The 14,311-nt window shown below is 65.0% G+C and carries 9 protein-coding genes; 5 read left to right on the top strand and 4 right to left on the bottom strand.

Features of this window, described 5'->3' with window-relative positions; translation table 11 throughout:
* Nucleotides 1-22 precede the first annotated feature (22 nt).
* Nucleotides 23-1,450, top strand: a complete 1,428-nt coding sequence (lpdA, locus tag RBT42_RS00890; protein ID WP_320361736.1) for a dihydrolipoyl dehydrogenase — start codon at nucleotides 23-25, stop codon at nucleotides 1,448-1,450.
* 71 nt (nucleotides 1,451-1,521) lie between these two features.
* The gene (zapE, locus tag RBT42_RS00885) at nucleotides 1,522-2,634 is read left to right on the top strand and encodes a cell division protein ZapE (RefSeq protein WP_320361735.1); all 1,113 of its coding nucleotides are present in this window, start codon (nucleotides 1,522-1,524) and stop codon (nucleotides 2,632-2,634) included.
* 36 nt (nucleotides 2,635-2,670) lie between these two features.
* On the opposite strand, the gene RBT42_RS00880 is transcribed toward zapE, so the two are convergent.
* Nucleotides 2,671-3,432 (bottom strand): PP2C family protein-serine/threonine phosphatase, encoded by a 762-nt coding sequence (locus RBT42_RS00880; protein WP_320361734.1) that lies wholly within the window; start codon nucleotides 3,430-3,432, stop codon nucleotides 2,671-2,673.
* A 97-nt stretch (nucleotides 3,433-3,529) separates the two neighbouring features.
* Here RBT42_RS00880 and RBT42_RS00875 point away from each other — a divergent pair, with 97 nt between their 5' ends.
* Nucleotides 3,530-3,733, top strand: a complete 204-nt coding sequence (locus RBT42_RS00875; RefSeq protein ID WP_320361732.1) for a YdcH family protein — start codon at nucleotides 3,530-3,532, stop codon at nucleotides 3,731-3,733.
* A gap of 13 nt (nucleotides 3,734-3,746) precedes the next feature.
* Here RBT42_RS00875 and RBT42_RS00870 read toward each other — a convergent pair whose 3' ends face one another.
* Together RBT42_RS00870 and map are read right to left on the bottom strand one after the other, a co-directional pair.
* Nucleotides 3,747-6,338, bottom strand: a complete 2,592-nt coding sequence (locus tag RBT42_RS00870; protein ID WP_320361731.1) for a [protein-PII] uridylyltransferase — start codon at nucleotides 6,336-6,338, stop codon at nucleotides 3,747-3,749.
* A gap of 85 nt (nucleotides 6,339-6,423) precedes the next feature.
* Complete coding sequence (gene map, locus RBT42_RS00865) at nucleotides 6,424-7,266, bottom strand: type I methionyl aminopeptidase (protein WP_320361729.1); 843 nt, start codon at nucleotides 7,264-7,266, stop codon at nucleotides 6,424-6,426.
* 187 nt (nucleotides 7,267-7,453) lie between these two features.
* Between map and purL the strand changes: the two genes are divergently transcribed.
* Together purL and RBT42_RS00855 are read left to right on the top strand one after the other, a co-directional pair.
* The gene (gene purL / locus RBT42_RS00860) at nucleotides 7,454-11,476 is read left to right on the top strand and encodes a phosphoribosylformylglycinamidine synthase (RefSeq protein WP_320361892.1); all 4,023 of its coding nucleotides are present in this window, start codon (nucleotides 7,454-7,456) and stop codon (nucleotides 11,474-11,476) included.
* Nucleotides 11,477-11,545: 69 nt separating this feature from the next.
* Nucleotides 11,546-12,631: a calcium/sodium antiporter gene (locus RBT42_RS00855; RefSeq protein ID WP_320361727.1), complete on the top strand. Its 1,086-nt coding sequence runs from the start codon at nucleotides 11,546-11,548 to the stop codon at nucleotides 12,629-12,631.
* A 66-nt stretch (nucleotides 12,632-12,697) separates the two neighbouring features.
* Here the strand turns inward: RBT42_RS00855 and RBT42_RS00850 are convergent, their stop codons facing one another.
* Nucleotides 12,698-14,212 (bottom strand): alpha/beta hydrolase domain-containing protein, encoded by a 1,515-nt coding sequence (locus RBT42_RS00850; RefSeq protein ID WP_320361725.1) that lies wholly within the window; start codon nucleotides 14,210-14,212, stop codon nucleotides 12,698-12,700.
* Nucleotides 14,213-14,311: the final 99 nt, after the last annotated feature.

Genomic DNA, 14,311 nt, shown 5'->3' with positions numbered 1-14,311 from the left:
AACCTGCTGAACACCACACACCATGTCCAATCAATTCGACGTCATCGTCATCGGCGGTGGCCCTGGCGGCTACATTGCGGCCATCCGCGCCGCTCAACTGGGCAACAAGGTTGCCTGTATCGACGAGTGGAAGAATGCCAAGGGCGGCGCTGCCCCCGGCGGCACCTGCACGAACGTGGGTTGCATCCCCTCCAAGGCCCTGCTGCAATCGTCCGAGCATTTTGATCATGCGGCTCACCACTTCGCTGACCACGGCATCTCCGTGGGTGAGCTGAAGATGGACGTGGCCAAGATGATTGCCCGCAAGGACCACGTCGTCAAACAGAACAACGACGGCATCCTGTACCTGTTCAAGAAGAACAAGGTCAGCTTTTTCCATGGCCGCGGCTCCTTCGTGAAGGCCGTGGAAGGTGGTTACGAAATCGCCGTCGCTGGCGAGAAGGCCGAGACCCTGGTCGGCAAGCACATCATCGTGGCCACCGGTTCGAACGCCCGCGCACTGCCTGGTACGCCTTTCGATGAAAAGCAGATCCTGTCGAACGACGGCGCGCTGGCCATCGGCGACGTGCCCAAGAAGCTGGGCGTGATCGGCTCCGGCGTGATCGGCCTGGAAATGGGCTCGGTCTGGCGCCGTCTGGGCGCGGAAGTCACCGTGCTGGAAGCCATGCCGACCTTCCTGGCGGCCGTGGATGAGCAAGTGGCCAAGGAAGCCCAGAAGGTCTTCACCAAGCAGGGTCTGAACCTGCAACTGGGCGTGAAGATCGGCGAGATCAAGGCTGCCAAGAAGGGTGTGACGGTGGCCTACACAGACGCCAAGGGCGCCGAGCAAAAGCTGGAATGCGACAAGCTGATCATCTCGATCGGTCGCGTGCCCAACACCATCGGCTTGAACACCGAAGCCGTGGGCCTGCAACTCGATGAGCGTGGCGCCATCGTGGTCAACGACGACTGCCAGACCAACCTGCCCAATGTGTGGGCGGTGGGTGACGTGGTACGTGGCCCGATGCTGGCCCACAAGGCTGAAGAAGAAGGTGTGGCCGTGGCCGAGCGCATTGCCGGTCAACATGGCCACGTCAACTTCAACACGATTCCCTGGGTGATTTACACCAGCCCGGAGATCGCCTGGGTCGGCAAGACCGAACAGGCGCTGAAAGCGGAGGGCCGTGCCTACAAGGCCGGTTCCTTCCCCTTCTTGGCGAACGGCCGTGCCCGTGCGCTGGGGGACACCACCGGTTTCGTGAAGTTCCTGGCCGATGCCGCCACCGATGAAATCCTGGGTGTGCACATCATTGGCCCGATGGCCAGTGAGCTGATTTCCGAGGCCGTGGTGGCCATGGAGTTCAAGGCCAGCGCCGAAGACATCGCGCGCATCTGCCACGCTCACCCGAGCCTGAGCGAAGCGACCAAGGAAGCGGCCCTGGCCGTGGACAAGCGGACGCTGAACTTCTGATCTTGCCTTCGCAATATCATCGGAGGGGCGGCTTGGCTGCCCCTTTTTCTTGTCTCTTGACGTGTTGATCCATGACGAAGCCTGCCATTTCTGTCACCAAGCTGTACGAGCAAAGCCTGGTGGAGCGAGGTTACAAAGCCGATGCCGCGCAGCTCAAGGGCATCGCGGCGCTGCAGCGTTGTCAGGACGAATGGTCTGTCTACAAAGGCCAGCGTTCCAACGCCCTGACCAAGATGCTGCGTTACCCGCCTTTGCCCAAGGGGGTGTACATGTACGGCGGGGTGGGGCGCGGCAAGAGCTTCATCATGGATTGCTTCTTCAATGCCGTGCCGCTGCAGCGCAAGACGCGTTTGCACTTTCACGAGTTCATGCGTGAGGTGCACCGCCAGTTGCATGAGTTGAAGGGCGTGCAAGACCCCCTGGAGGTGCTGGCCAAGCGCATGGCGCGCAAACACCGCCTGATCTGTTTTGACGAGTTCCACGTGGCCGATGTGACGGACGCGATGATTCTGCACCGCCTGCTGGATGCGATGTTCCGCCACCGCATGAGCATCGTCACCACGTCGAATTTCCATCCGGACGAGCTCTACCCGAACGGCTTGCACCGCGACCGCATTCTGCCGGCCATCGAACTGCTCAAGAGTCAGCTGGAGGTGGTGAATGTGGACAGCGGTACCGACTATCGCCGCCGCACGCTGGAGCTGGCGAACCTGTACCTCACCCCGCTCAACGCCGACACCGATCGCGAGATGAACGAGGTGTTCGACAAGCTGGCCGAGTCGGCCGACGAAGACACGAAGCTGCACATCGAGCACCGCGTGCTGCAGGCGCGTCGCAAGGCGGGTGGCGTGGTCTGGTTTGACTTCCACACCCTGTGTGGCGGCCCGCGCTCGCAGAACGACTATCTGGAGCTGGCCAACCAGTTCCACACGATCATGCTCAGCGATGTGCCGCACATGCCCGTGCGCCTGGCGTCGGAAGCGCGGCGTTTTACCTGGTTGGTCGACGTGCTGTACGACCGTCGGGTCAAGCTGGTGATCTCGGCGGCCGTGCCGCCGGAAGAGCTGTACACCGAAGGCCCGATGTCGCACGAGTTCCCGCGCACGGTCTCGCGCCTCAACGAGATGCAGTCGAAGGAATACCTGAGCGAAGAGCGTCGCTTGGTGGACACCTCGCTGACCTGAGTCAGGCCTGAGCGAGGGCGTCGTCGTCGAGGGGGCTTATTCCTCGATGCGCACCAGGGCGAGCGACAGGTTGTCGCCGCCGCCTCGGGCGCGATGGCGCGCCTTGGAGACCAACATCTCGGCGGCTTCACGCGGGGGCAGGGTGTGCACGATGGCGCCCAGCTCCTTGGGGGTGAAGTAGTGCCACAGGCCATCGGAGCATGCCAGCAGCGTGTCACCCGGGTGCAGGCAGGTGATGTGTTTCATGCCCAGCGGCGGCTCGGTCGGGCTGCCCAGGCACCCTGTCAGCAGGTTCGACTGCGGGTGGGTGTTGGCTTCCTCTTCCGTGATCTGCCCTTCGTTGATCAGGCGTTGCACGTAGGAGTGGTCGGTGGTGCGAAACACCATGTCGGCACCACTGAAGTGGTAGACGCGGCTGTCACCGATGTGGGCGATGCAGGCCGAGCGGTCCGGGTTGATGATGAAGGCCGCGAGGGTGCTGTGCGGCTCCTCCTCGGCCGAGATGGCCGTGAGCTTGATCATCAGGTGGGCCTCTTCGGCCAGTTGCTTGAGGAACTGCTCGGGCAGGTCGTGGGTGGCCGAGTAGCGCTCGAACAGCTGTTTGGCGGTCAGGATGACCTGGTCGGCGGCTTTGCGGCCACCACTTTTGCCGCCCATGCCATCGGCCACGACGGCCAGCAGGCAGCCGGTCGTGCGGGCATGGGGCAGGAGCGCCACCTGATCATGCTGATAGGCCCGGTCTCCGCGGTGGGTGCCTGTGGTGGCGACAAGGCGGAAACTGGTCGAGGAGGTCATCATGGGGGAAAACTATAATGCCTAAAAGCCCCGCTTCCGGTCACCCAGAGGCAGGATCATCCCTCGGACATGCCCCCTGATCGGGGTCTTCGGCGCTTTCATGCAATCCAATCTGCATTCCCCGCAACGCCAGCTCATCGAGCTGCGCATGGAACATGCGGATCTGAACAACCTGATCGATCGGGCTGCCGACCAGGTGCCGTTCGATGAGCTGAGCTTGCGCCGGCTGAAAAAGCGCAGCCTGATGCTGCGCGACGAGATCAGCCGGCTGGAGCTGTCGCTCGAGCCCAAAGAACCGGCCTGAGGTCCAAGGACGCTCAGGCGCTCAGCGCTGCGAGCAGCTCGGTTTCCAGCGCGAGTTGGGCCTTGTCGCGTTTCAAGGGCTCGCCCGTGACCAGGAAGGTGTCTTCCACCCGTTCGCCCAGGGTGCTGACCTTGGCCAGTTGCACATTGACCTCGTGTTTGGCCAGCGTGCGGGCGATGACATAGAGCAGCCCTGAGCGGTCGCTGGCGGACACGCTGAGCAGCCAGCGCTGACCACGTTCGTCGGGCCGCAGGCTCACGCGCGGTGGCACGGGGAAGGATTTGACACGACGCGATAGGCGCCCCCGGACCGGCTGATGCAGGGGCGCCTCGGAGGCGACGGCCTCGGCGAGTTGGTTCTCGACCAGGGCGATCAGGTCGCGGTAGCGTACGCCCTCGAACTTGAGCGGATCGCTCGCCATGATCTGGAAGGTGTCGAGCACGTAGCCGCTGGCGGTGGTGTGGATGCGCGCGTCCTGAATGTTGAAGCTGGCGCGGTCGAAATAGCCGCAGATGCGGGCGAAGACGTCGGGGCGGTCGGGCGCATAGACCAGCACCTGCAAGCCCTCGCCGACGGAGGAAATGCGCGCGGCCACCACCGGTTTGTCATCGTGGAGGTGGCGGTAGAGCATGCGCGCGTGCCAGGCGATGTCGCCGGCCTCGTGGCGTGCGAAGTAGCTCATGTCGAGCGATTTCCACAGCGGGGTTTCGATGCCGGTGGGAAGGTAGTACAGCGCCAGGGCCTGGCGGGCCTGCTGCTTGCGGGCCTCGATCTCGGCATCCATGTGCGGGCGGGCACCGCCCAGGGCGCGCAGCGCGAGGCGATACAGGTCTTCGAGCAGCTTGCCCTTCCAGGCGTTCCACACCTTGGGGCTGGTGCCACGGATGTCTGCCACGCTGAGCAGGTACATGCCCGTGAGGCGGCGTTCATTGCCCATGCGCTGCGCGAAGGCCTGGATGACATCGGGGTCGGACAAGTCTTCCTTCTGGGCCACGCGCGACATGGTGAGGTGCTCCGCGACAAGGAACTCGACCAGTTCGGCGTCTTCGCCCGTGATGTCGTGGTCCTTGCAGAAGCGGCGCACTTCGATGGCGCCCAGCTCGGAGTGGTCGCCGCCGCGCCCTTTGGCCACGTCATGGAAGAGGGCGGCCACGTAGAGCAGCCAGGGCTTGTCCCATTCAGCGGCCAATTGGGTGCAGAAGGGGTATTCGTGCGCGTGCTCGGGAATGAAGAAACGGCGCATGTTGCGCACGACCATGAGGATGTGCTGGTCGACTGTGTAAACGTGGAACAGGTCGTGCTGCATCTGGCCGACGATACGGCGGAACACCCACAGGTAGCGGCCCAGTACCGAGGTCTGGTTGAGCAGGCGCAGCACATGGGTCTGGCCCTGGCTTTCGCGCAGCATGGCCATGAAGGTGGCGCGGTTGACCGGGTCGCGGCGGAAGGCGCCGTCCATCAGCTTGCGGCCGTTGTAGAGCGCGCGCAGCGTGCGGGCCGACAGGCCTTTGAGGCTCTTGTCCTGCTGCAGCGTCAGGAAGGTGGCCAGGATGGCGTGGCGGTCGCGCTGATAGAGGTCGTCGCTGACGATTTCGAGGAAGCCACCGCGGTCAAGGAAGCGCTCGTTGATGACGCGCATCGGTGCATCCTGCGAGCCCAGCACGCGCTCTTCGATGTTGAGGATGAGGATCTGGTTGAGCTGGGTGACCGCCTTGGCGGCCCAGTAGTAGCGGCGCATCAGCACTTCGCTGGCACGCAAGGCTTTGGTGTTCTCGTAGCCGAAGGACTCGGCCACCGCCGCTTGCAGGTCGAACACCAGCCGGTCTTCGCGGCGACCGGCAATCTGGTGCAAGCGGCTGCGGATGAGCTTGAGCACGCCCTCGTTGTGTGCCAATTGACGGGCTTCAAAGGGCGTGAGCAGGCCGTTGCGGGCCAGGTCCTGCCAGTTGTTGCCCAAGCCCGCCGCGCGCGCCAGCCAGATCACCACCTGCAAGTCGCGCAGGCCGCCAGGGCTTTCCTTGCAGTTGGGCTCCAGCGAGTAGGGCGTGTCCTCGTACTTGGTGTGCCGCTGGCGCATCTCCAGGATCTTGGCCGTCATGAAGGCGCGCACGTCCATGTGGGCCATCGCGTCTTGCTGCAGGGTCTCGAAGTGGCTGCGGTCGCCACACAGGTAGCGCGCTTCGAGCAAGGAGGTCTGCACCGTCACGTCACGTTGAGCCTCTTCGATGCACTCGGCCACCGTGCGCACGCTCGAGCCAATCTCCAGTCCGGTGTCCCAGCAGGCGCTGATGAAGCCTTCGATGGCGCAGGTCAGGGCATCGTTGCAGCCCGCTTGCGGGGTGACGGGCAACAGCAAGAGCACGTCGATGTCGGAGTGCGGGAAGAGCTCGGCGCGGCCGTAGCCGCCCACGGCCACCAGCGCCGCCTCGGCGGGCAGGGCGTGGGCCTGCCACAGAGTCGTGAGCGTGTCATCGACCAGTTGGGCCATGCGCTTCAAAAAGAGGCTGGCCGAAGCGCTGGTCGGGCGGCTGTGCTGGAACTGGGTGAGCAGTTCGGATTTGGCGGTGCGAAATTGCTGACGCAGGGCGGCGATGTCCAGGGGCATGGTGTGCAAGGGGTCAGGGGATCAAGGCCTGTGACGCAAGCAAGAAAAAGGCCCTGACGAGAAGTATCGTCAGGGCCAGGGTGCATCAGGCGGCGGTGCCTTTGTCCGCCGGGATGAAATCAGGCGGTGGAGGGCTGCCGGCTGAGAGGGTGAGCACCTCGTAGCCGGTCTCGGTGACGAGCACGGTGTGCTCCCACTGCGCCGACAGGGAGCGGTCCTTGGTCACGATGGTCCAGCCGTCGTAGGGCGCCTTGCCTTTGCGGCCTTCTTTGATCTCGCGCTTGCCCATGTTGATCATGGGCTCGATGGTGAAGATCATGCCGGGCACGAGCTCGACGCCCGTGTTCGGGCGGCCGTAGTGCAGCACTTGCGGGTCTTCGTGGAATTTGCGGCCGATTCCGTGGCCGCAGTATTCACGCACCACCGAGTAGCCGGCGTTCTCTGCAAAAGTCTGGATGGCGTGGCCGATGTCGCCCAGGCGTGCGCCAGGTTTGACCTTTTCGATGCCCTTCCACATGGCCTCGAAGGTGATCGAGCACAGGCGCTTGGCGGCAATCTTGCCTTCCCCGATCACGAACATGCGGCTGTTGTCGCCGTACCAGCCCTCCGGCGTGATGATGGTGACATCGAGGTTGATGATGTCGCCGTCTTTGAGCGGGATGTCGTTGGGGATGCCGTGGCAGACCACCTCGTTGACCGAGGTGCACAGCGAGGCAGGGTAGGGGATGTGTCCCGGAGGAGCGTAGCCAATGGTGGCCGACTTCGTGCCTTGCACGTTCACCATGTAGTCGAGCGAGAGTTTGTCGATCTCGTTGGTGGTGATGCCGGGCTTGATGAAGGGGGTCAGGTAGTCGAGGACCTCGGAGGCCAGACGGCAAGCCTTGCGCATGGCGTCAATCTCGGCGCCTGTCTTGATGGTGATGCTCATGGATACGAATTATCCGCAATTCCTGAGCTGCTTGCCGCGTCAGGGGCATCAGATTGAAGGCCTCGGGGCGGCATGGGCGGCGTGAGGCCGGTAAAATTGCGGTTTTTCCTCACGACAGCTTGCGCGCACACGATGCGTGCAAGTCAACCCAGGCCCCCACGCCGTGACCGAACGCACCACCCCCGTGATGTCCACCCTGATGCACTTTGAGGGCGGCAACGCCCTGGCTCCGCACCAAGTCCAGGCCCTGCTGCCCAAGCTGCAAGCCATCAACCCCCGCATTGCCGGCGTTCACGCGCGCTTTGTGCACTGGGTCGCCTTGGACCAGTCGCACGACCATGCCGAGCTGGACAAGCTCACGGCCTTGCTGACCTATGGCGACGCCTATGAAGGCCCGGTCGACGGTGACCTGATCGTGGTGGCTCCGCGCCTGGGCACCGTGTCGCCCTGGGCTTCGAAGGCCACCGACATTGCCCACAACTGCGGTTTGCCCGTTCGCCGTGTCGAGCGCGTGACCGAGTATCGCCTGACCGTGAAGGCCGGCGTGATTGGTGCCCTGATGGGCGGTGCCAAGGGCCTGGCCGCCCAAGATCTGCAAGCCTGCGCCGCCTTGTTGCATGACCGCATGACCGAGAGCGTGCTGGCCAGCCGCGAGGAGGCCCGCCACCTGTTCGACGAGAAGCAGGGCGCCCCGATGGCGCACGTGGACGTGCTGGGCCAGGGCCGCAAGGCGTTGGAAGAGGCCAACGTGACCTTCGGTCTGGCCCTGTCGGACGACGAAATCGACTATCTGGTGACGGCGTTCACCGGCCTGAAGCGCAACCCGACCGACGTCGAGTTGACGATGTTTGCGCAGGCCAACAGCGAACACTGCCGCCACAAGATCTTCAACGCCGAGTTCACGATCGACGGCCAGGCACAAGACCTGTCGATGTTCGGCATGATCCGCAACACCGAAAAACTCAACCCCCAGCACACCGTGATCGCGTACAGCGACAACGCGTCGGTGATGGAGGGTCATCAGATTGAGCGCTGGATGCCCGCTGGCTACACCAATGCGCCCCAGTACCAGGCCCGCGAAGAGCTGGCCCATGTGCTGATGAAGGTGGAAACCCACAACCACCCGACCGCGATTTCGCCGTACCCCGGTGCCTCGACGGGCGCAGGTGGTGAAATCCGTGACGAAGGTGCCACCGGCCGTGGCTCGCGTCCGAAGTCGGGTCTGACGGGCTTTTCGGTGTCCAACCTGAACCTGCCGGGCACCAGCGAGCCTTGGGAAGCCGAGCAGTTCGGCAAGCCCGAGCACATCGCCAGCCCGCTGCAGATCATGATCGAAGGCCCGCTGGGCGGCGCCGCGTTCAACAACGAGTTTGGCCGCGCCAACCTGGGTGGCTACTTCCGTGTGTTCGAGCAGACCGTGGGTGAGGGTGCTGACGCGATCCGTCGGGGCTATCACAAGCCCATCATGATTGCCGGTGGCATCGGCACCATCAGCAGCGATCAGACCAAGAAGATCAAGTTCGATGCGGGCACGCTGCTGATTCAGCTGGGTGGCCCGGGCATGCGCATCGGCATGGCCGGTGCGGCCGCTTCGTCGATGGCTGCAGGCACCAACTCGGCGGCACTGGACTTTGACTCGGTGCAGCGTGGCAACCCCGAAATCGAGCGCCGTGCGCAAGAGGTGATCAACCACTGCTGGGGTCTGGGGGCGAACAACCCGATTCTGGCGATCCACGACGTGGGTGCCGGTGGCATCTCCAACGCCTTCCCGGAACTGGTGGACGGTGCCGAGAAGGGCGCCCGCTTCGACCTGAGCAAGGTGCCGCTGGAAGAGACTGGCATGGCGCCGAAGGAAATCTGGTGCAACGAAAGCCAGGAGCGCTATGTGCTGGCGATTGCGCCCGAGTCGCTGCCGATCTTCACCGAGATGGCCAACCGTGAGCGCTGCCCCTTTGGCGTGATCGGCGTGGCCACCGAGGCCTGCGAGCTGATCCTGGAAGACACGACCCAGCCTGAGGCCGACAAGCCTGTCGACATGCCGATGGACGTGCTGCTGGGCAAGCCGCCCAAGATGCATCGCGATGTGAAGCGCGTGCAGTGGGATGGCGGCCAGATCGACCTGACCGGCGTGAGCCTGGACCAGGTGGCCGTGGACGTGCTGCGTCACCCCACCGTGGCGAGCAAGCGTTTCCTGATCACCATCGGTGACCGCACCGTGGGTGGCCTGAATCACCGTGACCAGATGGTCGGCCCGTGGCAGGTACCCGTGGCCGACGTGGCCGTGACCCTGGCCGACTTCAAGGGCTTTGCCGGTGAAGCCATGGCCATGGGCGAGCGCACGCCGCTGGCCTCGGTCAACGCCCCTGCATCGGGCCGCATGGCGGTGGCCGAAGCCATCACCAACCTGCTGGCTGCACCCATCGAGCTGCCGCGCGTGAAGCTGTCGGCCAACTGGATGGCCGCCTGCGGCGAGCCTGGCGAAGACGCTGCCCTGTATGACACGGTGAAGGCCGTGGGCATGGAGCTGTGCCCGGCACTGGGCGTGTCCATCCCCGTGGGCAAGGATTCGCTGTCCATGCGCACCAAGTGGTCGGACAACGGTGCCACCAAGCAGGTGACCGCGCCGGTGTCGCTGATCGTGACGGCGTTTGCCTCGATCGCCGATGTGCGTCCGACCCTGACGCCCCAACTGGTGACGTCGGAGAATGGCCAGGCGCTGGACACCAGCCTGATCCTGATCGACCTGGGCGAGGGCAAGAAGCGCATGGGCGGCTCGATGCTGGCCCAGGTGCTGGGCCAGTTCGGCAACGAGGTGCCCGATTGCGACAACCCCGAGATGCTCAAGGCCACGGTGAACGCCGTGAACGCGCTGCGCGCCCAAGGCAAGCTGCTGGCCTACCACGACCGTGGTGACGGTGGCCTGTGGGCCACGGTCGCCGAAATGTCCTTTGCCGGCAACACCGGTGTGAGCCTGAACGTGGACATGCTGGTGACCGAGAGCACCGGCGTGGAAGACAGCCGCGCCGACTTCGGCGACTCGAAGAACTGGGCCGGTCAGGTGGGTGAGCGTCGCAACGAGTTGACCCTCAAGGCGCTGTTCAACGAAGAGCTGGGCGTGGTGCTGCAAGTGCGCACCGCCGACCGCGATGCGGCCCTGCAGACCCTGCGCGAGCACGGCCTGAGCCAGCACAGCCACGTCATCGGCAAGCCCAACACCAAGCACACGCTGGAAGTGTGGCGCGATGCCAAGCCGGTGTTTGCCGCCCCGGTGGAACAGCTGCACAAGACCTGGGACGAAGTGAGCTGGCGCATTGCCCAGCTGCGCGACAACCCCGCTTGCGCGAACAGCGAGCACGAGGCCATTGGCAAGGCGGCCGACCCCGGCATGCACGTGAGCCTGACCTTCGATCCGACCGACGATGTGGCCGCGCCCTTCATCCAGAAGGCACGTCCCAAGGTGGCCATCCTGCGCGAGCAGGGCGTGAACTCGCATGTCGAGATGTCGTATGCCGTGGCGCAAGGTGGCTTTGACACCTTCGACGTGCACATGAGCGACCTGCAGGCCGGCCGTGCCCGTCTGGACCAGTTCCAGGGCTTCATTGCCTGCGGCGGCTTCAGCTACGGCGACACCCTGGGTGCTGGCGAAGGCTGGGCCCGTTCGATCATGTTCAACCCGAAGCTGGCCGACCAGTTCGCTGCCTTCTTCGGCCGCGACGACACCTTTGCGCTGGGTGTGTGCAATGGCTGCCAGATGCTGGCAGCGCTGAGCCCGATCATCCCGGGTGCGCACGACTGGCCCAAGTTCACGCACAACCAGAGTACCCGCTTTGAAGCACGCCTGAGCCTGGTCGAAGTGCTGGAGAGCCCCTCGCTGTTCTTCCAGGGCATGGCCGGCAGCCGCATGCCGATCGCCGTGTCGCACGGGGAAGGTTTTGCCAACTTCTCGCAGCGCGGTGACCTGGCCAAGGTGCAGCAGGCGTTGCGTTACGTGGACAACACCGGTGCGCCCACCGAGGTGTATCCGTTCAACCCGAACGGCTCGCCCGGCGGCTTGACTGGCGTGACCACGGCCGATGGCCGCTTCACGGCCATGATGCCGCACCCGGAACGCGTGTTCCGCAACATCCAGATGAGCTGGACCAGCGGCGACAAGAGCGAGGCCAGCCCCTGGCTGCGCATGTTCCGCAACGCCCGCAAGTGGGTGGGTTGATGGCAAACTGATACGCCCGCGCGCCCCCTCTTGGGGGCGTTTCTTTGTCCAGAACCTTTCTGAAAATTCATGTCGCTCTCCATCGTTGTGATGTTCGTCGGCGGGTTGGTGGCCCTCGTGCTGGGGGCGGGTTGGCTGGTGCGAGGCGCCGCCAAACTTGCCTTGTCGTTTGGCATTTCTCCGCTGGTCGTGGGGCTCACGGTCGTGGCGTTTGGCACCAGTGCGCCGGAGCTGGCGGTGTCGGCGGGGGCCGTGCTCGACGGCAAAGTCGACATCGCCATCGGCAATGTCGTGGGCAGCAACATCTTGAACGTGCTGTTCATCCTGGGCGCCTCGGCCCTGATTGCGCCCCTGGTGGTGCACCTTCAGCTGATCCGCCAGGAAGTCCCGATCATGATCGCGGCCACCGTGGCCCTGTTGCTCATGATGCTGGACGGTGTCTTGGCCACCTGGGAGGCGGCCGTGCTGCTGGGTGCCATGGTGATCTACACCGTCTTCCTGGTGTGGCAGTCGCGCCGTCAGGGCGCCTCAGCCGATACCGAGTTCGAGGACGAGGTGGATCTGAGCAGCACCTGGGATCGCCATTGGGCGGTTCAGGTTGGGTTGATTGTGGCGGGGCTGGCGGCCCTGGTGGGCGGCAGCCACTTTCTGGTTGAGGCAGCTGTGACCACGGCCAAGCAGCTGGGCGTCAGCGATGTGGTCATTGCCTTGACCATCGTGGCACTGGGGACCTCGCTGCCCGAGGTGGCCACCTCGATCACGGCGGCGCTGAAGGGCCAGCGCGACATGGCCGTGGGCAATGTGGTGGGCAGCAACACCTTCAACATCCTGGGCTGTCTCGGCGTCTCGGGCATCTTGTCGAGCTCGGGCCTGGCCGTGGCCGAGTCGGTGATCCACTTCGATGCCTGGGTGATGCTGGCCGTGGCACTGGCCTGCCTGCCCATCTTCATCACCGGTCGCGAGATTGCGCGCTGGGAAGGCGTGGTGTTCTTGCTCTACTACGCGGCGTACACCGCTTACCTGATCCTGGCCTCGCAGGCGCACGACGTGTTGCCGCAGTTCAGTGCCGTGATGCTGTACTTCGTGGTGCCGCTGACGGTCATCACGATGGCGGTGTCCTTGTTCCAGCACCGCCGAGCTGGGCGGGCGAGTTGACCGGGTCTGCCCTGATCGGGCCTGTGTGGCGGCAGCCCTGCGGTGTGCGGCCCGCCTGACGTGGCGTCAGTGTGGTGCGTGGCTGGTGGGTGTGCCGGGCCACAGCGTGGCTGCGGCGGCTTGTGAGCGATCAAGCAAGGCCTGGTGATCGCGGGGCCGCAGGAAACCCTGGCTCAGCAAGGCATCGGCAGCGGCCTGGTAGGCCTGCACATAGTCTGCACGGCTGGCGTAGCGTGTCTGCAGGTCCGAGGCCTCCATGGGCACGGTGCTGCCGCCCGCGATGCAGGCGTACTGGCTGCGCACGGACAGGGAACGGGTGCTGAAATTGCTGTACTGACCGTGGTGTGCTACGGGGGCCTGGACGTCTGGCAGGCGCAGCCCGCCTTGCGCGTGCCCGGCCTCGTCGGTGCGAACGAACCCCAGCGCGTTGCGTGCCATGCGCGGTGCGATGGTGGGCGCGACGCCTGCGGTGACCCAGCGCGTGAGGGCGTGCAGCGCCGCATGGTCGACCATGTAGGCCGGCAGGGCGTTGAGCGGGCGCAGGCAACCGGGTGGGGTGTGGGGTGCGTTCTCGGGGGTGATGGGCGGCAGCTCGGCCTGCAGGTGGGCGTCGAGGTGGGCGGCGCCGCTGATCTCCCAGTAACGGATTCGGTCCGTGTCTGGGGTGCGCGATAGCGGCCAGCTGACCATGGCCTCCGCCTCGGTCTGCACCTGCATGATGTGCGTCTTCAGGTCACTGCGAAAGACCGGGGCCCAGACATCGTCGCCATCCTGCTCGACCGCAGGTGCCAGGGGGGCCGGCCCGCGCAGGTAGAAGCCATCGAACACCTGGTGAGTCGGGTGGAAGGTGTTGATGTAGGTGTAGAGGAACAAGCCGGACTGGGAGTAGCCCATGGCCAGCAAGCGAGGGCTTCCCTCCGCAGCAGAAGGCGTGAGGGGGGCCGGCAGGCCCAGCAGCTGGGGCCAGTGCGTGCGAATGGCTTGCCCCGCCTGCCCGAAAATGGCGTGGGCACCCTCGTTGCTGGCCAGACGCAGGGCGGCATAGCGGGGCGACTGGCCCTGCAGTGCCTGCAATCCCTCGGTCTGGTTGCTGACGCCGACCCAGGCATAGCCTTGGGCCATCAGCTCTTCGCGGGTGAGCACCCAGCCGCCGTCCAGGTCGAAGCCCGGCGTGGTGTTGAGCCACTCGACCACGATCATGCCGTTGAAGCGGGCCGGGTCAGCAGGGCGTCGCACCAGCAAGCGGGTGACATAGGGGTGGGCTTCGCCGTGAGGCTGGACGCCCCATTGGCCTGCCTGGCCCCAGCCGGGCAAGGGGCGGTAGTGCTGGGCCCGGCCTTGCAGGAACACCTCTTGCTCGACATAGCTGTGGGCGCGCAGTTGCTGCGCACGTGAGGTGGCCGGGGCGCCGGGGGGGGCGGCCAGCAATTGCGTGTCCGACAGCTGGGCGGCAGCGGCCTGAGCGGTGGTGCTGGGTGCAGCGGTCGGCGCCAGTGGCGTCTGCGCCGGGACGGCTTGCAGTGTGAGCAGTGGCAGGCACAGCAGGCCGCGCCACCAGAGGGCTCGCAGGCGGGGCGTCATGTCAGGAAAAGGGCCTGGAGGGCATGGGGCACATCGGGGGACTGCGTGAGTCGTCATTGTGGCGTGCGCCGTGCATGGCCCGGCACCGGGTTTGACGGG

The sequence above is a fragment of the Aquabacterium sp. genome (assembly GCF_034003525.1).
Lineage (GTDB): Bacteria > Pseudomonadota > Gammaproteobacteria > Burkholderiales > Burkholderiaceae_C > Aquabacterium.
This window is presented reverse-complemented; position numbering and strand designations above follow the sequence as displayed.

What these genes read in the sequence shown, in the direction of transcription:
- purL (WP_320361892.1), top strand. Translation starts at nt 7,454, where the DNA reads ATGTCCACCCTGATGCACTTTGAGGGCGGCAACGCCCTGGCTCCGCAC.
- map (WP_320361729.1), bottom strand. Translation starts at nt 7,266, where the DNA reads ATGAGCATCACCATCAAGACAGGCGCCGAGATTGACGCCATGCGCAAG.
- RBT42_RS00880 (WP_320361734.1), bottom strand. Translation starts at nt 3,432, where the DNA reads ATGATGACCTCCTCGACCAGTTTCCGCCTTGTCGCCACCACAGGCACC.
- RBT42_RS00855 (WP_320361727.1), top strand. Translation starts at nt 11,546, where the DNA reads ATGTCGCTCTCCATCGTTGTGATGTTCGTCGGCGGGTTGGTGGCCCTC.
- zapE (WP_320361735.1), top strand. Translation starts at nt 1,522, where the DNA reads ATGACGAAGCCTGCCATTTCTGTCACCAAGCTGTACGAGCAAAGCCTG.
- RBT42_RS00875 (WP_320361732.1), top strand. Translation starts at nt 3,530, where the DNA reads ATGCAATCCAATCTGCATTCCCCGCAACGCCAGCTCATCGAGCTGCGC.
- RBT42_RS00850 (WP_320361725.1), bottom strand. Translation starts at nt 14,212, where the DNA reads ATGACGCCCCGCCTGCGAGCCCTCTGGTGGCGCGGCCTGCTGTGCCTG.
- RBT42_RS00870 (WP_320361731.1), bottom strand. Translation starts at nt 6,338, where the DNA reads ATGCCCCTGGACATCGCCGCCCTGCGTCAGCAATTTCGCACCGCCAAA.
- lpdA (WP_320361736.1), top strand. Translation starts at nt 23, where the DNA reads ATGTCCAATCAATTCGACGTCATCGTCATCGGCGGTGGCCCTGGCGGC.